The 18,339-nt window shown below is 59.9% G+C and carries 13 protein-coding genes and 1 pseudogene; 7 read left to right on the forward strand and 7 right to left on the reverse strand.

What is annotated here, in order from left to right; genetic code table 11:
• The first annotated feature begins 183 nt into the window (after positions 1 to 183).
• The 7 genes and pseudogenes from ACKPCU_RS12660 (at position 184) to cobA (ending at position 10,244) form a co-directional block, all read left to right on the forward strand.
• Positions 184 to 2,766: a TRAP transporter permease gene (locus tag ACKPCU_RS12660; RefSeq protein WP_321347165.1), complete on the forward strand. Its 2,583-nt coding sequence runs from the start codon at positions 184 to 186 to the stop codon at positions 2,764 to 2,766.
• Between the two features lie 10 nt (positions 2,767 to 2,776).
• The gene (locus ACKPCU_RS12665; protein ID WP_321347167.1) at positions 2,777 to 3,205 is read left to right on the forward strand and encodes a universal stress protein; all 429 of its coding nucleotides are present in this window, start codon (positions 2,777 to 2,779) and stop codon (positions 3,203 to 3,205) included.
• 188 nt (positions 3,206 to 3,393) lie between these two features.
• Positions 3,394 to 4,605: a nitrate/nitrite transporter gene (locus ACKPCU_RS12670; protein ID WP_321347169.1), complete on the forward strand. Its 1,212-nt coding sequence runs from the start codon at positions 3,394 to 3,396 to the stop codon at positions 4,603 to 4,605.
• A gap of 35 nt (positions 4,606 to 4,640) precedes the next feature.
• A complete protein-coding gene (locus ACKPCU_RS12675; protein ID WP_321347171.1) occupies positions 4,641 to 5,117 on the forward strand; it encodes an SUKH-4 family immunity protein in 477 nt (158 codons plus the stop codon).
• Positions 5,118 to 5,485: 368 nt separating this feature from the next.
• Positions 5,486 to 6,685, forward strand: a pseudogene (locus ACKPCU_RS12680) (NAD(P)/FAD-dependent oxidoreductase); the annotation flags it as partial.
• 89 nt (positions 6,686 to 6,774) lie between these two features.
• Positions 6,775 to 9,471 (forward strand): nitrate reductase, encoded by a 2,697-nt coding sequence (locus tag ACKPCU_RS12685; protein ID WP_321347172.1) that lies wholly within the window; start codon positions 6,775 to 6,777, stop codon positions 9,469 to 9,471.
• A gap of 14 nt (positions 9,472 to 9,485) precedes the next feature.
• Positions 9,486 to 10,244 (forward strand): uroporphyrinogen-III C-methyltransferase, encoded by a 759-nt coding sequence (gene cobA, locus ACKPCU_RS12690; protein WP_321347173.1) that lies wholly within the window; start codon positions 9,486 to 9,488, stop codon positions 10,242 to 10,244.
• A gap of 3 nt (positions 10,245 to 10,247) precedes the next feature.
• Here the strand turns inward: cobA and ACKPCU_RS12695 are convergent, their stop codons facing one another.
• The 7 genes from ACKPCU_RS12695 to ACKPCU_RS12725 all read right to left on the reverse strand — a co-directional run bounded on the left by ACKPCU_RS12695 (position 10,248) and on the right by ACKPCU_RS12725 (position 18,316).
• Entirely contained in the window at positions 10,248 to 10,649 is a 402-nt protein-coding gene (locus ACKPCU_RS12695) for a nuclear transport factor 2 family protein (RefSeq protein WP_321347175.1), read from the reverse strand.
• 81 nt (positions 10,650 to 10,730) lie between these two features.
• Entirely contained in the window at positions 10,731 to 12,527 is a 1,797-nt protein-coding gene (locus tag ACKPCU_RS12700; RefSeq protein WP_321347177.1) for an ABCB family ABC transporter ATP-binding protein/permease, read from the reverse strand.
• A 104-nt stretch (positions 12,528 to 12,631) separates the two neighbouring features.
• Positions 12,632 to 13,981 carry a hypothetical protein gene (locus ACKPCU_RS12705; RefSeq protein ID WP_104738384.1) on the reverse strand — a complete coding sequence of 450 codons (1,350 nt, stop codon included), beginning with the start codon at positions 13,979 to 13,981 and terminating at the stop codon, positions 12,632 to 12,634.
• A gap of 183 nt (positions 13,982 to 14,164) precedes the next feature.
• Positions 14,165 to 14,944, reverse strand: a complete 780-nt coding sequence (locus tag ACKPCU_RS12710) for a dienelactone hydrolase family protein (protein ID WP_321347179.1) — start codon at positions 14,942 to 14,944, stop codon at positions 14,165 to 14,167.
• Positions 14,945 to 15,425: 481 nt separating this feature from the next.
• On the reverse strand, positions 15,426 to 16,853 hold the full coding sequence (locus tag ACKPCU_RS12715) for an NAD(P)(+) transhydrogenase (Re/Si-specific) subunit beta (protein ID WP_321347181.1): 1,428 nt from the start codon (positions 16,851 to 16,853) through the stop codon (positions 15,426 to 15,428).
• Between the two features lie 7 nt (positions 16,854 to 16,860).
• Positions 16,861 to 17,181: an NAD(P) transhydrogenase subunit alpha part 2 gene (locus ACKPCU_RS12720; RefSeq protein WP_172409641.1), complete on the reverse strand. Its 321-nt coding sequence runs from the start codon at positions 17,179 to 17,181 to the stop codon at positions 16,861 to 16,863.
• A gap of 10 nt (positions 17,182 to 17,191) precedes the next feature.
• The gene (locus ACKPCU_RS12725; RefSeq protein WP_104738387.1) at positions 17,192 to 18,316 is read right to left on the reverse strand and encodes an NAD(P) transhydrogenase subunit alpha; all 1,125 of its coding nucleotides are present in this window, start codon (positions 18,314 to 18,316) and stop codon (positions 17,192 to 17,194) included.
• Between the last annotated feature and the right edge of the window lie 23 nt (positions 18,317 to 18,339).

Raw genomic sequence — 18,339 nt, forward strand, 5'->3', positions numbered from 1 at the left:
AACGGGCCACCCTCAGGGGTGGCCCGTTTGCTTTCAACAACTCGATTACTTTGCTGCCGCCATTTCGGCAGCCTTGGACGAGCGTCCACAAGACCTCGTGCTTATCGCGGCGCCCACAGACACGCCGCGCAGGCAACATGCTTGCCACAACACAATCAAAACGCAAAGGAGCAGCGCGCAGCCATGAGCCAACCAAGCGACGCCAACGAACTCAACAGCGAACTTGAGGATCTGGTAGCAACCAGTGACACCGGTGCCCGAAAACCCACTGGTGCGGCCCGAAATCTGCTGATGAGTATTGCCGCCATCTGGTCGCTGTTTCAGCTTTGGATTGCCTCGCCACTGCCCTTTCTGGTCGGCTTTGGGGTTTTCAACAGTACCGAGGCGCGCTCCATTCATTTGGCCTTTGCCGTGTTTCTCGGCTTCATGGCATATCCCGCGTTCAAACGCTCCCCCCGAGAATACATCCCGGTCGTCGACTGGATTCTGGCGCTGATTGCCGCCTTTTGTGCCGCGTATCTTTTTCTTTTTTACGCCGAGCTGGCAGAACGGCCCGGCAGACCGACAACCCAGGACGTGATAGTCGCGGTGACCGGTCTGGTTCTGCTTTTGGAAGCCACCCGCCGGGCGCTCGGTCCACCGCTGATGATCGTCGCGCTGGTCTTTATCATCTACTCGGTAGCCGGTCCCTATATGCCGGGCATCCTTGCCCACCGCGGGGTCAGTCTGGAAGCACTGACCAACCATCAGTGGCTTACCGCTCAGGGTGTATTTGGCATTGCCCTTGGCGTTTCCACCAGTTTCGTCTTTCTATTCGTTCTATTCGGTTCGCTACTGGATAAGGCCGGAGCCGGCAACTATTTCATCAAGGTTGCGTTCTCCCTGCTGGGTCATTACCGCGGCGGCCCGGCAAAAGCGGCTGTCGTCGCTTCCGGCATGACCGGCCTGATCTCCGGGTCGTCGATTGCCAACACCGTCACTACCGGCACGTTTACCATTCCGATGATGAAACGTGTGGGCTTCTCTGCCGAAAAGGCCGGCGCCGTCGAAGTGGCCTCCTCGGTCAACGGCCAGATCATGCCACCGGTCATGGGTGCCGCGGCGTTCCTGATGGTCGAGTATGTCGGTATTTCCTATGTCGAGGTGATCAAACACGCCTTTTTGCCGGCGCTGATTTCCTATATCGCGCTGATCTACATCGTGCACCTCGAAGCGGTCAAGGCTGGCATGCAGGGCCTGCAGAGCAGCAACCCGCCACGTCCGCTACTGCGCAAGATCATCGGCTTCCTTACCGGCCTTCTGCTCTTGATGGCCCTCTCGTTCGCGGTCTATTACGGCCTTGGCTGGCTCAAGCCAGCATTAGGAGACGCCGCCAGCTGGGTGATCGCCGGCGCGCTGGCCGTTGTATACGTCGGGCTACTGAAGATCGGCTCGCGCTATCCCGAGCTGGAGCTGGATGACCCCAACTCCCCGGTCGTTCACCTGCCGCAGACCCGTCCCACCGTCATGTCCGGGCTGCATTTCATCCTCCCGGTGATCGTGCTGATCTGGTGTCTCATGGTTGAGCATCTTTCGCCAGGGCTGTCTGCCTTCTGGGCGACCATATTAATGATTGTCATCATGCTCACCCAGCGCCCCCTGATGGCAGCATTCCGTGGCGAAGGCAATACCGGCAGTGCGGTGCGTCAGGGGTTCGATGAGCTCTGGCAGGGCCTGGTAGCCGGTGCCCGCAATATGATCGGAATCGGCATTGCCACGGCAACCGCTGGCATTATCGTCGGTGCAGTCTCCCAGACCGGGGTTGGGCTGGTACTGGCAGATCTGGTCGAAATTCTGTCGATGGGCAACTTGATGCTGATGTTGCTGCTGACCGCAGTACTCAGCCTGATTCTTGGCATGGGGCTGCCAACCACCGCCAACTACATCGTCGTTTCCGCCCTGCTGGCGCCGGTTATCGTTACGCTGGGCCAGGAAAGTGGACTGCTGGTCCCGCTGATCGCCGTGCACCTGTTCGTGTTCTACTTCGGCATTATGGCTGACGTTACCCCACCCGTCGGCCTTGCTTCCTTTGCCGCTGCCGCAGTGTCGGGGGGAGATCCCATTCGAACCGGGTTTCAGGCGTTCTATTACAGCCTGCGCACGGCGGCGCTACCTTTTCTGTTCATCTTCAACACCGACCTACTGCTGATCGACGTGGACTGGCTGCATGGGATCATCATCTTCTGCGTTGCAACCGTCGCGATGCTTATTTTCGCCGCAGCCACCCAAGGCTGGCTGTTGGTAAAAAGCCGCTGGTACGAAAGCCTGTTGCTGCTGCTCGTTGCCTTTACCCTGTTCCGCCCTGGCTTCTGGATGGACATGGTGCACGATCCTTATCGCTCCATTCCGCCAGCCCAGCTGGAGCAATCCCTCGAGCGCCTGGACAAGGGCAGCAACCTGCGCATTCAGGTCTCAGGCCAAGACGACATCGGTCAGCCGCGCACCTTCTTCGTCCTCGTTCCGGTACCTGAAGGGGCTGACGGCGCTGAGCGGCTCGACAAGCTTGGCCTGATGCTGATGCAGGACGGTGATCGCACCCTGGTTGACATGGTGACCTATGGCAGTCCTGCTGCAGAACTCGGCTTCGAGTTTGACCAGGAAATTGTCGAAATTCTTGCCCCGGTTGATCGCTGGGCCAAGGAGTGGATGTGGATTCCGGCAATAGGGGTATTTTTGCTGGTAATGGGCCTGCAATGGCGTCGGCGTCCTGCCGCCGCAAGCGCATAAGGGAGTGACCATGTACAACAAGATTCTGTTGCCTGTTGACCTGAACCACAAGCAATCCTGGGACAAGGCACTGCCCACCGCGCTGAACCTGTGTCAGACCTATCAGGCGTCGCTACATATCGTTACCGTGGTACCCGACTTCGGGATGCCACTGGTGGGCGGTTTCTTCCCCCGGGAGTACGCCGATCAGGCCAAGAAAACCATCAGTGATGGTTTGAAATCCTTCGTCGCCGAGCACGTCCCCAAGGGCGTCAAGGTGCAACGGATCGTCGCCGACGGCAAAGCCTATGAAGCAATCCTGCGGGTCGCACGCAAGCTCGATGTCGATCTGATTGTCATGGCTTCGCACAAACGCAAGCGACTGGAAGACTACCTACTGGGCACCAACGCTTTGCGCGTTGTTCAGCAATCCAAGCGGTCGGTAATGATCATTCGCTGAGCATTGCCCCCGGCCGCTGGCATGTATTCTGCCTGCCTTCCCGTTAGCAGTTGAAAGGGATGGCGTTATCCGACAAAGGCGTCGCTCCCAAGCCGAATCACTTTCGCGTACGGGGCGACGTTTTTTTATGCGCCCAACTAACCAAATTTGTTGCAACCTGAGTCTGATAGCGCCTAAAGGAAGACTGAATGAACACCAGTTTCTGGAAAGCTGGCCACACACCCACGCTGTTTTCCGCCTTTCTTTACTTCGATCTCAGCTTCATGGTCTGGTATCTGCTCGGCCCTCTGGCAGTGCAAATTGCCACCGATTTGCAGCTCAGCGCGCAACAACGGGGCATCATGGTTGCCACTCCGATTCTGGCGGGTGCGCTGCTTCGCTTGCTGCTGGGGTTTCTGGCGGATCGGCTATCGCCCAAAACCGCGGGCATCATTGGACAGATAATTGTCATTAGTTCGCTGCTGCTCGCGTGGCTACTCGGCGTAAGCAGCTACCAGCACACGTTGCTGCTCGGGCTGGGCCTCGGCTTTGCCGGCGCCTCGTTTGCGGTCGCTCTGCCGCTGGCGTCACAGTGGTATCCACCAGAACATCAGGGCAAGGCCATGGGCATCGCTGGCGCTGGTAATTCCGGTACTGTGCTGGCAGCTCTGTTTGCGCCCGGACTAGCCTACCTGTTCGGCTGGCAAAACGTCTTCGGGCTAGCCCTCATTCCGCTTACCATCACCCTGCTTTTGTTTGTGCTGCTAGCACGTAATGCTCCCAGTCGCCCGACACCCAAGGCGCTCAGCGATTACGCGCGAGCCCTGCAGGACGTAGACAGCTGGTGGTTCATGTTTTTCTACAGCATTACCTTCGGCGGCTTTATCGGTCTGGCCAGCGCCCTGCCTGGCTATTTCAGCGATCAATACGACCTCAACCCAGTCACCGCAGGCTACTATACCGCTGCCTGCGTCACGGCCGGCAGCCTGATGCGTCCGCTCGGCGGTGCGCTGGCTGATCATATCGGTGGAATCCGCTCGCTGCTGATCATCTATGCGATTGCGTCGGCGTGCATCGCCGTTGTCGGTTTCAACCTGTCGAGTTCCCTGGTAGCACTGGTGTTGTTTGTGATTGCCATGCTTGGCCTGGGTACCGGGAACGGCGCGGTATTTCAGCTGGTTCCGCAGCGCTTCTTCGCCGAAATAGGTGTAATGACCGGACTGATCGGTATGGCTGGAGGAGTGGGTGGTTTTATCCTTGCCGCTGGTCTTGGCGCTATCAAGCAGCATACCGGCGATTACCAGTTCGGACTGTGGCTATTCGCGCTCCTTGCTTTGCTTGCCTTGGCAGGACTGTTGATCGTAAAGCGTCGCTGGCGTACCACCTGGGGCGCACCTGCCAACAGTGCCGCCCGAATCTGATTCCCTGAAACGCCTGTTAGGCCTTAGGAGTAAAAATGGCAGATTCATTTGCCAGTCGGTGGGCTCAGAAAGAAAGAGCTCTCGGCTTTGAAGCCATAGCATCCGAGATGGTAGCGTTTGGGACATGGTCTCTTCCTGAGTCAGCCGCTCCGTGCTTGAGCTTCACGGCCTCAGCTTGCCCGCAACCTATATATGAGTGCTTTGGCTCTCGCAGTGATTGGACTGATAAAGACCGAGCGCGCTTGGAGCGCTTTCTTGTCATAGGCAGTGATGGCGCTGGCAACCCTATTTGTCTAGAAAATAACTCTGGCACCATTGTGCTACTTGATCACGAAGATAATTTTTTTACACAACAGTTTGTTAACTCCAGCATTCAGCAGTTAGCTGAGTGCTTACTCGCCTACCTCGGTGAAGAAAAGGCATCTAAATTCCAAGCTGCCGTCCAAAGCATTGATCCGGCTGCGCTCAAGCAAGGCTCACTATGGAGCTGCGAGCTGTCACAACTCAATTAAAGGTCGTCATCGTGGCACCGGCCTAACAACTGGTTCAAACCGTTCGCTCCGCTCACTGGGACGGGCTTAACCCCGCCCCTTAACCAAACGCTGAATCACATGCGCCCTGTCGCGGTGCAGTACGCCGCATGCCGGTGCATCAAATCATGATAATCAGTTCAAGTTAAAAGCATAACCCCATGAAAAATATAGACATTATACTTTGGCACGCTATCTGCTTTGGGAATATCAGAGAGTAACTACATAGCAGGCTACCTCGTCAGGTAGCCTGTCTCCTGCAAGAACAGGATCGGACAAAGGCGTCCCCACCGTGCAAACGGTCGGGACGCCTTTTTTGTTTTTGCAGCGCAACACGGAGCGCAGGGGTGATGCACAAACTGAAACTGGTACTGATTGGCAACGGCATGGCCGGCATCCGCACGCTGGAAGAGCTGCTCAAGCTGGCACCCGATCTCTACGACATCACGGTATTCGGCGCAGAACCGCACCCCAACTACAACCGCATCATGCTGTCACCGGTACTGGCCGGCGAACAGGACTTTGACGACATCGTGCTCAACGATCTGGACTGGTACCGCCGTCACGGGATCACGCTGCATCTGGGCAACCCGGTAGTGCGCATCGATCGCGCTGCACGGCGCGTCATCGCCGCCGATGGCAGCAGCGCCGAGTACGACCGCCTGCTGCTGGCCACCGGCTCCAGCCCCTTTATCCTCCCGGTACCCGGCAACACTCTGGACGGTGTGATCGGCTACCGCGACATTGCCCACACCCAGGCTATGATGGATGCCGCTCAGACCCGCCACCACGCCGTGGTCATCGGTGGCGGCCTGCTCGGGCTTGAAGCCGCCAACGGCCTCGCCCAGCGCGGGATGCAAGTCACCGTGCTGCACGTTGGCAAGTGGCTGCTGGACCGACAACTCGACGCCACCGCCGGCGCCCTGCTGCAGCAGGCCCTTGAATCCCGCGGCATCCGGTTCGAGCTGCAGGCGCATACCGACCAACTACTGGGTGACAACAGCGGTCGAGTCCGCGCCGTGCGCTGCGAGGACGGTCGCGAGGTGCCGGCTGAACTGGTCGTGATGGCCGCAGGCATCCGCCCAAACATCAGTCTGGCAGCAGAGGCCGGGCTGGCCTGCGAGCGCGGTATTCTGGTCGATGACACCCTGCAAACCTTTGATCCGCGCGTGTATGCCATTGGCGAATGCGCCAGTCACCGTGGCGTTGCCTACGGACTGGTCGCACCGCTATACGAACAAGCCAAGGTGTGCGCAAACCACCTGGCGATGCTGGGCTTCGGTCGCTACCTCGGCTCGGTAACCTCAACCAAGCTGAAAGTCACCGGTATCGACCTGTTCTCCGCTGGCGACTTCATGGGCGACTCGCACTGCGAGATCATCAGCCTGAGCAACCCCGTCGCCGGCAGCTACCGCAAGCTGGTTATTCGTAACAACCGCCTGATCGGCGCCTGCTTCTATGGCGACACCAGCGACAGCGCCTGGTACTTCGGGCTGGTACGTGAAGGCCGCGACATCCGTACTATCCGCCACCTGCTGATGTTCGGTGAGGCTTTTGCCAGTAAGACGCAGCCAGACCATCAGCACGCCGCCAACGACGACCACGCCACACCGCTGTCACGCACAGCAGGAGCGACCCGATGAAACAGACTGCGTCTACCTGTTGTTACTGTGGCGTCGGCTGCGGTGTGTTGATCGATCACGACGGTGAGAAGATCCATAACGTCAGCGGCGATCCCGCGCATCCGGCCAATCTCGGACGCTTGTGCAGCAAGGGCTCTACCCTGCACCTGACCGGTGATCTGGCGGCCCGCGCGCAGTATCCGGAACTGCGCCTCGGCAAATCGCTGGCGCGCGCCCGAGTCGACTGGGACGGGGCTCTGAGCCACGCCGCCGAGGTGTTTGCCCGTACCATCGCCGAACACGGCCCCGACAGCGTTGCCTTCTACATCTCCGGCCAATTGCTGACCGAGGATTACTACAGCTTCAACAAGCTCGCCCGCACCCTGATCGGCACCAACAACATCGACAGCAACTCACGACTGTGCATGTCCAGCGCCGTCGTGGGCTACAAACGCAGCCTCGGCGCCGACGCGCCACCCTGTTCTTACACCGACGTCGAGCAAAGTCAGTGCCTGATGATCGCCGGCAGCAATATGGCCTGGGCGCACCCGGTATTGTTCCGCCGCCTGGAAGCCGCCAAGGCCGAGCAACCAGACAAGCGTATTATCGTCATCGACCCGCGCCGCACCGACACCTGCGAGATCGCCGATCTGCACCTGGCGCTGCGCCCAGGCACCGACGTTGCCCTGTTCCACGGTCTGCTGCATCTGCTGATTGAGCAGCGGCAGATCGACCATGCATTTATCGCCGCTCATACCGACGGCTTTGCAGCGCTGCAAAGCCTGGTCGAGCGCTATACCCCGGCACTGGTTGCGGCCGAGTGCGGCATCAGCGAGGCGGATCTTCATCTGGCCGCCAGCTGGATCGGCGATACGCAGAGCTTTCTCTCGCTCTGGTGCATGGGCCTGAACCAGTCGAGTGCCGGCAGCGCCAAGAACAACGCGCTGATCAACCTGCACCTGGCGACCGGTCAAATCGGCAAGGTCGGCAGCGGCCCGTTCTCGCTGACTGGCCAGCCGAACGCAATGGGTGGACGGGAAACCGGCAGCCTCTCCAACCTGCTGCCGGGGCACCGCGACGCTGCCAACCCGGAACACCGGCGCGAGGTCGCTACCTACTGGGGCGTAGACAACCTGCCGGAGCAACCGGGGCTGAGCGCGGTAGATCTGTTTGAAGCCGTGCGCGCCGGGCGCATCAAGGCGCTCTGGATCGCCTGCACCAACCCGGCTCAATCCATGCCCAATCAGCAGTTGATCCACGAGGCGCTGGCCACCTGCCCCTTTGTCATCGTGCAGGAAGCCTTCACCACGACCGAAACCTGCAGCTACGCCGACCTGCTGCTGCCTGCTGCCAGCTGGGGCGAGAAGGAAGGCACGGTCACCAACTCCGAACGCCGCATCAGCCATGTCCGCCCGGCCATCGCTGCGCCTGGCGAGGCGCGGGCTGACTGGTCCATCGTCTGCGACTTCGCCCGCCGCCTGGAACGCCGGCTGCTGCCGGGCCGCCCCAGCCAGTTTGCCTTTCACTCCCCGGCCGAACTGTTCGATGAGTACAAGGGCCTGACCCGTGGCCGCGATCTGGACTACAGCGGTTTGAGTCACGCCCTGATTGACCGCCTCGGCCCCCAGCAATGGCCCTTTAACGCCTCCACCGAGCAGGGCACCGAACGCCTTTACACCGACGGCCGCTTCGCCACTGCCAATGGCCGCGCCCAGTTCATTGCCGAACACCTTGCCGAGTTGAAAGAAACAACTGACAGCGACTACCCGCTGCTGCTCAACACCGGCCGCCTGCGTGACCAGTGGCACGGCATGAGCCGCACCGGCACCGCCGCGCAGCTGTTCGGCCATGTCGAGTTGGCACAGCTCGCGATGCACCCGGATGACCTCGCCGCCCGTGACCTGCAGGACGGTCAGCTGATCCGCGTCAGCAGCCGCCGCGGCGAGCTGGTCCTGCCAGTACTGGCTGAGCCTGCCCAGCGGCCGGGGCAGGTGTTTTTGCCCATGCATTGGGGCGACCGTTTTCTCAAAGGTCTCGGCTGCAACGTTCTGACCCAGAACGGCTACGACCCACTGTCCAAGCAGCCCGAACTGAAGCAGAGCAGCGTACAAGTCACCCCGGCACAACTGCCGTGGGAGTCATTTCTGCTGATTGAGGGAGACGTCCAGCAGCACTTTTCCGCGCTGCGCCAACTTGGTGAACGCTTCGACTATCTCGGTATGGGGCTGATCGGCCGCGAGCGCCCGGCGCTGGTGATGCGCACCGCCGCAGCCACGGCACCCAGCGCAGCACTGCTGGCCGAGATCGACAGCCTGTGCGGTCTGGATGACGCCAGCACCATGCGCTACGACGACCCAGCCAGCGGCGTCTCCAAGCGCATCCGACTCAGTGAGGGGCGCATTACCGCCCTGCGCCTGAGCGGTGACACCCTCGCCCGCGACTGGCTGCGCAACCTGTGGCAAAGCGCCGATACCGACGCCAGCCTGCACCGCTGGTTCCTTGCCCCGGTCAGTGCACCACCCGGCGCCGACGTCGGCCGCCCAGACAAAACCGTCTGCAACTGCATGAACGTCAGCGAAAGCCGCATTTGCGCGAGCATCGAACGCGGTATGCAGCTGGATCAATTGAAACAGGAATTCGGTTGCGGCACCCAGTGCGGGTCCTGTGTACCGGAAATCAAACGCATGATCAGCAACGCGGCCATCCCGGCCTGAAACAGGAGAACCCCATGCACAACGAACCTACTGTCTGGCTGGTTGGTGCAGGTCCCGGCGACCCGGAACTGCTGACCCTGAAAGCCGCACGGCTGCTCGCGCAAGCGGAAGTCGTGATGGTCGACGATCTGGTCAACCCGGAGATTCTGCAGCACTGCCCGCAGGCACGGATCATCAGCGTCGGCAAACGCGGCGGCTGCCGCTCTACCCCGCAGGAGTTCATCAACCGTCTCATGCTGCGCTATGGCCGTCAGGGCAAGCGTCTGGTGCGCCTCAAGGGCGGCGATCCGTGCATCTTTGGACGTGCCGGAGAAGAAGCGCATTGGCTGCGCGAGCGCGGTGTTGAGGCAGGCATCGTCAACGGCATCACCGCAGGGCTGGCCGGTGCCACCCAATGCGATATCCCGCTGACCCTGCGCGGCGTCAGCCGCGGCGTAACACTGGTCACCGCCCATACCCAGGACGACAGCGAATTGAACTGGCAAGGTCTGGCCCAGGGCGGCACCACGCTGGTGGTGTATATGGGCGTCGCCCGCTTACAGCAGATTCAGCAGGGGCTGTTGAGCGGAGGGATGTCACCGGGCACGCCGGTTGCCATGATCGAAAACGCCAGCTCGCCCGACCAGCGTCAGCAGGCCTGCCGGCTCGACGCCCTGTGCAGCGCAGCCGCCGCCTTTAAGCTGAAAAGCCCGGCGGTACTGGTGATTGGCGAGGTAGTAAACGCCGCGGCGCTGGCCCGGTCAGCGGAGCTGCCGAGCCAGCTCGCGGGGTGAGCGTCAGGCCTTGGCGGGCTTGAGCGCGTCGAGCATGCGGCCCATGGCCGCATGAATCGCGTTAACCGCCTTGAGCGGACGCACCATGACCTTGAAGTCGACGATTTTGCCTTCGTCATTCCACTGGATCATGTCGATGCCGTTGACGGTAATACCGTCGATGATGGTCTGGAACTCCAGCACCGCGTTGTTGCCATCAACCAGCTCACGCAGATACTTGAAGTGCCCCGGCTCGTTCAGCGTCTTGAATGCGGCAGAGAGATACAGCGTAGTGATTGGCTTACCGACCTGCGGTGTATGCACCACCGGCGAATGAAACACCACCTCGTCAGCCAGCAAATCCGCCAGCCCGCTCGGGTCCTGCGCCTCGACAACCTTGTGCCACCGCTCGATTACACTGCTCATTGCTGCTCCTTGTTGTTATCCGCGTAAACCCCATTGTTCGCCGGTTTGGCGCGCGGCGGCAAGGGAGATTCAGCCGATGAATCAGTCGTCTGTCGCCTCAATTCGCTCCCGCTGCTGATCTGCCCACAATCGGGCATAAGCGCCCTGCTGTGCCAGCAACTGCGCATGCGTGCCCTGCTCTACCACCTTGCACTGATCGATCACCGCAATGTTGTCGGCGTGGATGATGGTCGAGAGACGGTGGGCGATAGCGAGCGTAGTACGGCGCTCGGCGACCAGATTGAGGGCGTCGAGGATGCGACGTTCGGCGTGGGTGTCGAGCGATGCGGTGGCCTCGTCAAGAATGAGGATCGGTGGGTTCTTCAGCAACACACGGGCGATAGCGATGCGCTGTTTTTCGCCGCCGGAGAGCTTCAGGCCGCGCTCACCAACCGGGGTATCCAGTTTCTGCGGCAGGCTGCGGACGAAAGTATCCAGCTGCGCCAGTTCCAGTACCCGCCAGATATCTTCTTCACTCGCACCAGGGGCACCGTAGGCGACGTTGTAGCCAATGCTGGCGTTGAACAGCACGGTGTCCTGCGGCACCACGCCAATGGCACGACGCAGACTGTCCTGGGTGACGCTGCGGATATCCTGGCCGTCGATGCTGATGCTGCCGCTATCCACGTCGTAGAACCGGAACAGCAGCCGCGCCAGCGTTGATTTGCCCGCTCCGCTCGCGCCGACAATCGCGAGGGTCCGCCCAGCGGGAATCTCCAAGCTGATACCCTGCAGCACTTCTCGCCCCTGATCGTAGCGAAAATGTATGTCGTGAAAACGGACCGACGCGCCCTGCAGTTGCAGCGTTTCGGCATTATCAGCATCAACCACTTTCAGCGGCGCGCGTAGCAGACTGAACAGGCGCTCGATATTGGTCAGCGCTTCGCGGATTTCGCGGTAGACGAAGCCAAGAAAGTTGAGTGGCACAAACAGCTGAATCATATAGGCGTTGATCATCACCAGCTCACCGACGGTCATGCTGCCGGCACTTACCTCACGCGCCGCCAGCACCATCATCAGGGTCACGGCCCCGGCGATGATCAACGCCTGCCCCGAGTTGAGCGCCACCAGCGACAGCCGATTTTTCATCCGCGCCGCTTCCCAGTCCTGCAGGTTGCGGTCGTACTCGCTGGCCTCAAACGCCTCGTTGCCGAAGTACTTGACCGTCTCGAAATTCAGCAGGCTATCGATGGCGCGGGTGTTGGAGCGATTATCCATCTGGTTGCTTTCACGCACGAAGCGGTTGCGCCACTCCGTACACCAGATGGAAAAACTACCGTACAGCAGCACCGCGACCAGCACGGCCGCTGCGTAAACCGCACTGAAGTTGGCGAGCAAAATCACGCTAATCAGCCCGATCTCGATCAGGGTCGGCAGAATGTTGAACACCATGAAACGCAGCAAAAAACTGATGCCGGAAGTGCCACGTTCGATGTCCCGAGCCAGACCGCCGGTGCGCCGCGACAGATGAAAGCCAAGGTCGAGCCGATGCAGGTGCTCAAATACCTGCAGCGAGATTCGCCGCATCGCCCGCTCGGCGACCCGGGCAAAGACCGCATCGCGCAGTTCACCGAAAAAAACTGAGGAGAAGCGCAGCACACCGTAGAACAGCAATAACGCCGCCGGCACCAGCACCAGCGCGTCTGCGGCGCTTTCAAAGTGATCGACGATCAACTTGAGCAACCAGGGCACCGCTACGCCGGCCAGCTTGGCAACCAGCATGCAGAGCATGGCCAGTGCGACTCGTCCGCGGTATTCACGCAGATACGGCAACAGATCGAAAATGATACGCCAGTTGACCGGACCACCGGCGTACTGGCTGTCAGAGCGTGGGCGCACGGCAACTCTCGGCAGAAAAAGGAATGGCTGAAAACACAAAGGGCCTGAACGCAACCGCGTTCAGGCCCTCGAAGTGTACCGCATGTGCGGCAGCTGAGCTGCGCTCAGTCCTCGTGTGGAATCGGGTCCGGGTTACGATCCCAGCCGACCAGCAGCAACGTGGTTGCAATGCCGATCAGCAGACCGATCCACGGCTCGAAGAAGGCCAACGCCGCACCGATGAGCACGACTGCACCGCGGGACGTGTTGTTCTTCGGAATAGCCATGGCGATATAGGCACAGGCAAAGCCGGTCAGCACGAGGGTCAACGACAGCGCGATCCCCAGCAGCGGCTTGAGGCCAGTCAGCAACGGCAACAGGAAGAACAGAATCGGCAGCCCCATTAGATAATAGGAGGCCAAGCCGCTGTGCAGGCTGTCCATCGCTTCCTTGCCCTGCTTCCAGCGCTGCATGATGATCACGTGCACGCCCGTCCAGAGTGCGCCCTGGGTTGGGAAAAACGGCGCACTGATGCCCATCAGCGCATTGCGAATCGCCAGCGAGATGTGTGAGCGCGTGGGGTTGATATCAATATGTTCGTCCTGACGACTTTGCAGCCCCTCACGAATCACTTCGTTACCGGTAACCAGGTCACCAAACAGAATCACGTAAGTGATAAGCGCCAAAGGCATGCCTTGAATGAACATATCCATACTCGGCCAGCCAATAGCAAAGGGCGAGACCTTGGCCCAAGCGTCGCCAAGCGGGGGAATCAGAATGCCCCACTGAATATCGTAGGTCACCTCGCCAACCATCGGCCCGATGATGCCGGCCAGCACAAAGCCTGGCAGCAGGCCCAGCGCGCCGAGCAGAGCGAAGAAGCGATATTTCTCTTTCAACTTGGCCATCGGCAGGCTGAAGGCAAAGATCAGGCAGACCGCGCAGGCGATGGTCGTTGCCACTGGCTGCTGTAGCAGGAAACGGTCTGCGTCGTCGACCAGCACGCGCTTGAGCGCGGCAATGGCAGCGCCAAGAATGATCCCGGCTTTCAGTGTGTCTGGCAGCCAAAGCATGAACCGTTTGCCCAGACCGGTCACCCCCAACAGGAATAGCAATAGGGCAAAGTCCAGAGACAGCGCTGTCATTGCCTGAAAGCGCTCATCCGGGGTCTCGTAGCCTCCGAGCACAAAAGCCAGCACCAGCGGCAACGCCGGTGTAATCCAGCCCGGCGCATAGGGCTCGCCAAAGACGATGATGGACGAGGTAATCAGAATCGAGTGAATCAGGGAGACAGCGACGGCCTCTTCGAAGCTCAGACCGAAGAAGCCGGTCATCAGCGGTACCAGTGAAAGGCCGGTTGCAGCGGCAATCAGCAGACCTTGAAAGAACTCGGGCCAGCACAGCTTGGAGTGATAAAACGGCAAGCGAAAGGTAAACGGCCCCCAGCGCCAACCAGGTTGTTCAGGTTGCGACATACCCATCTCCATATTGTTGATTGTTCTTTTTATTACGCCCACCCGACGGGTGACCTGTCTGCATTATGCCAGCCAGAGCGGCTGCGGGGTGACTAAGGAGTCACCATCACTGTTGTCGATGACGCGAAAGTGCCGCTGCTTATTTGATGATCGTTCATTGCGGCGTTGGCGAGCGCCCACCGCTCAATCCATGATCTCGGTAAAGAACTGACGCATTGCCATGAACGAACGCTTGGCTACCACCGGGTTGTACTCAGCCTTGCCCGGCATCGCCGCGTAGGGGTCGGTAAACGAATGCACCGCTCCACCGTAGCTGATCAATTGCCAGTCAACATTGCCCGCACGCATCTCTGCGGTGAAATCTGCCACCTGATCGTCCGGCACGAACGGGTCATCTGCGCCATGCAACACCAGAACCGGCATGCGGATGGCCTTGGCATCGTTCGGGTCGGGCGTATCCAGGTTGCCGTGGAAAGACACCACACCGCGAATATCCGTACCCGAGCGTGCAAGTTCGAGCACCGTTCCGCCGCCAAAACAGAAGCCGATGGCCACAAGATTATCCGCATCCAGCGGAACTGCCCCCTGCTGCGCGCGCAACACATCCAGTGCGGCATTAACCCGCGCTCGCATCATCGGACGATCGCTACGCACAGTTGTCGCCGCTGCGGCGGCCTCGTCTGCATTGGCTGGCCGAATGTCACGACCATACATGTCGGCAACAAAAACCACATAGTCGGAACCGGCGACTTCTGCGGCCTTCTCTGCGGCGGCGTCGGTCACACCCATCCAGTTCGGCACCATCAGAACCCCAGGGCGGGGCGTGGTGACGGCATCATCAAACACCAGCAGCCCTTCATAGGGCTGGCCGTCGATTTCGTAGGCCATTGTCTGCACCGTCATATCCGCCTGCACCATACCGGCTAGACCGCTCAACACCAGCGTTGTCAGCGTTCGTTTCATTCCTGCCTCCTGAACATTGGTATAACAAGATAGATCAGCATACTCCGCGCGCAGACGCAAAAAAGGGTCTTCGCCGAATATCTGGGCCCGGTTTGCCGTTGCACGCACGCGCAGTTGCTGAGTCAGTATTTCGCCTTCACGGCGAGCCAAGGGGGGGCTGCTTGCCCAGCCCCCCTTGGCGATCCCCCCGGGCACCCGGCTACGCGGCCCTTCGGGTTCGCTGTGTTGCTCGACTTGGCAGGGGCCGGCAGAACTCGGCTCTTCGAGCCTCAAACAGGCTGCCGTCCTTTTTCCTGCCAACCCTGTGCTACTCGCCCGCGTAAACGGGACGAACCCCGAGTGCACACTCCACCACCGGAGCATTCGGTAAACCGCGTTAGGAACATTTCTTGTCGGTTCACCCCTACAGTCCGTGAACAAATACAAAAAAAAGCCCCCTGTTCGTGAGAACAGGGGGCTTTGCTTGCCGCAGAGGGACCGATTAACCGAGCGATTTAACCGCTTCGATCATCTGCACCATGACCTTCTGGGCATCGCCGTACACCATCGAGGTGTTGTCGAGGAAGAACAGCTCGTTCTCGACACCGGAGTAGCCCTTGCCTTGACCACGCTTGACCACATAGGCCTGACGCGCCTGATCGACATTCAAGATCGGCATACCGTAGATCGGGCTGGACTTGCGGGTACGTGCTGCTGGGTTGACCACGTCGTTGGCACCCAGAACGATGGCGACATCGGCCTGTGCAAACTCTTCGTTGATGTCTTCCAGGTCATAAATGATGTCGTACGGTACGCCAGCCTCGGCCAACAGCACGTTCATATGACCCGGCATACGACCGGCAACCGGGTGAATCGCGAAGCTGACTTCCACACCCTGCTTTTGCAGCAGTTTGACGAATTCGTACAGCTTGTGCTGCGCCTGAGCGACCGCCAGACCATAGCCCGGAACGATGACAACCTTGTTGGCGTAGAACATCGAGATCGCCGCATCGGATGCATCACACGACTTCATGGTGCCCTGAATTTCGCCGTCAGAGCCGTCGTCCTCACCACCGAAGTCGCTGAAGATAATGTTGCTGACATGGCGGTTCATCGCCTTGGCCATCATCAGCGTCAACAGCGTACCGGCAGAGCCGACTACGGTACCCGCGATGATCATCGCCGGGTTCTGCAGCACGAAACCCTCGAACGCAACCGCCAGGCCGGTGAAGGCGTTGTACAGCGAGATCACAACCGGCATATCCGCACCGCCGATTGGCGTAGTCAGGAGTACACCCAACGCCAGAGCAACGGCAAAGAACACCAGAATCAGCAGAACCGGAGTCTCTTCTGCGCCGACGATAGCCATCACGGTAACCACCGCACCGACGAACAGCGCAGCACCCAGCAGTGAGGCGTTGACGTATTGATGCTTGGACAAACGCCAGGTCTTATTCATCCGGCCATCGAGCTTCGCCCATGCGATCAGCGAGCCAGAAAGCGCAACCGCGCCGATCAGGCCGCCAAGAATCGCCAGTATGGTTACCACGGGACCATGGGCCAGCGCATTGCCCGACAGCAACTCAGTGGCGGCGATCGCAGCAGCAGCACCACCGCCCATGCCGTTATACAGCGCGACCATCTGCGGCATGTCGGTCATGGCGACGCGCTTGCCGCTGATCCACGCCCAACCAATACCCAGTGCCAACGCGATAACCAGCAGGACCAGGTTGGTAGTCAGGTGCGGTTCGGCGCGTGCGCTGACATCAAAGCCGTACAGAAACGCGGCAGCAACGGCCAGCACCATACCACCACCGGCAACAACAATACCGGACCGAGCGGTAACCGGGCTGGCCATGCGCTTGAGGCCATAAAGGAATAGAAATGCTGCGACAAAGTAGGCCGCGTCAATCAAAAAAGAACTGAACATGGTCTACTTACTCCTTGTCCGCACCGGATGCTTTGTTGGTCGGCTTGAACATTTCAAGCATGCGCTCGGTGACTACATAACCACCCGCAGCGTTACCCGCGCCCAGCAGAACACCAACAAAACCGATCACCTGCTCCAGCGTGGAACCGGCATTCAGCAGCGCCCACATCGCGCCAACAACCACGATACCGTGAATGAAGTTAGAGCCCGACATCAGCGGGGTGTGCAGAATGGCCGGAACGCGGCCGATGATTTCATAGCCGGTAAATGCGGCCAGCAAAAAGATATACAGGGCAACAAAGCCTGTAATGGTAGTTGTCATTTCCATCAAACCGTCCTCAGGCCAGCTGTTCGACAGCGGTGCGCGCTGCCTCATTGCGAATTTCACCGTCGTGGGTCAGTACCGAGCGAGCCAGCACCTCATCTTCCCAATCCAGCGACAGCTCGCCTTCCTTGACCATCAGGCCAACCAGAGCCAACAGGTTGCGGGAATAGAGTTCGGAGGCGTGCTCAGCCAGGTGACTGGCGATGTTCAGCGGCGCAACGATGGTCGCCGGACCGACTTCAACAGTATCGCCGGGCTGGGTCAGCGGCGTGTTGCCACCACCTTCTGCGGCCAGATCGATGATCACCGAGCCGCTCTTCATGCCCATGATCTGCTCTTCGGTCAGAATCTTGGGGCTCGGCTTGCCCGGGATAGAAGCCGTGGTGATGATGGCATCAGCTTGCTGCACATGACGTGTCAGCACATCATTGACCTGCTTCTGCTCTTCAGCAGTCAGCTCGCGGGCATAACCGCCCTCGCCTACTGCCGATACGCCGGTATCGACGAACTTGCCGCCAACCGACTGCACCTGTTCGCGTACTTCAGGACGTACGTCGTAGCCTTCGATCATTGCACCAAGACGCTTGGCAGTCGCCAGTGCCTGCAGACCGGCAACACCGGCCCCCATGACCAGAATCTTGGCCGGACGCAGGGAACCCACAGCGGTGGTCATCATCGGCAGGATGCGATGCAGGTGGGTACCCGCCATCAATGCCGCGTAGTAGCCAGCCAATGCGGCCTGAGACGATAGCGCATCCATTGCCTGAGCCCGGGTAATACGGGGAATCAGCTCCATCGCAAAACAGGTGATACGTTTGTCACGCAGCGCTTTTACGATTTCGGGCTCGCGTTGGGCGTAAATGAAGCAGCACAGGATGGAGCCTTCCGGCATTTCCTGAATGTCTTCCAACGACGGGGCCTGCACTCGGAAGAACAGCCGGGTCTCGGCTGGTGCCGGCGCGACAGCAGCGCCCGCCTGAGTGAAATCGTTATCGGGAATTCGGGCCGCCAGACCGGCTCCGGGTTCAACGCAGGGCTCGATGCCGAGTTTCTGCAACTTGGCAACAACTGCGGGAACCAACGCCACACGCTTTTCGTGGCGCCGGGTCTCTTTTGCAACATACAAACTGATAGCCATGGTCACTCCTGGAAACAGAACGC

It is taken from the genome of Halopseudomonas oceani (assembly GCF_963677335.1).
Classification (GTDB): Bacteria; Pseudomonadota; Gammaproteobacteria; order Pseudomonadales; family Pseudomonadaceae; genus Halopseudomonas; species Halopseudomonas oceani.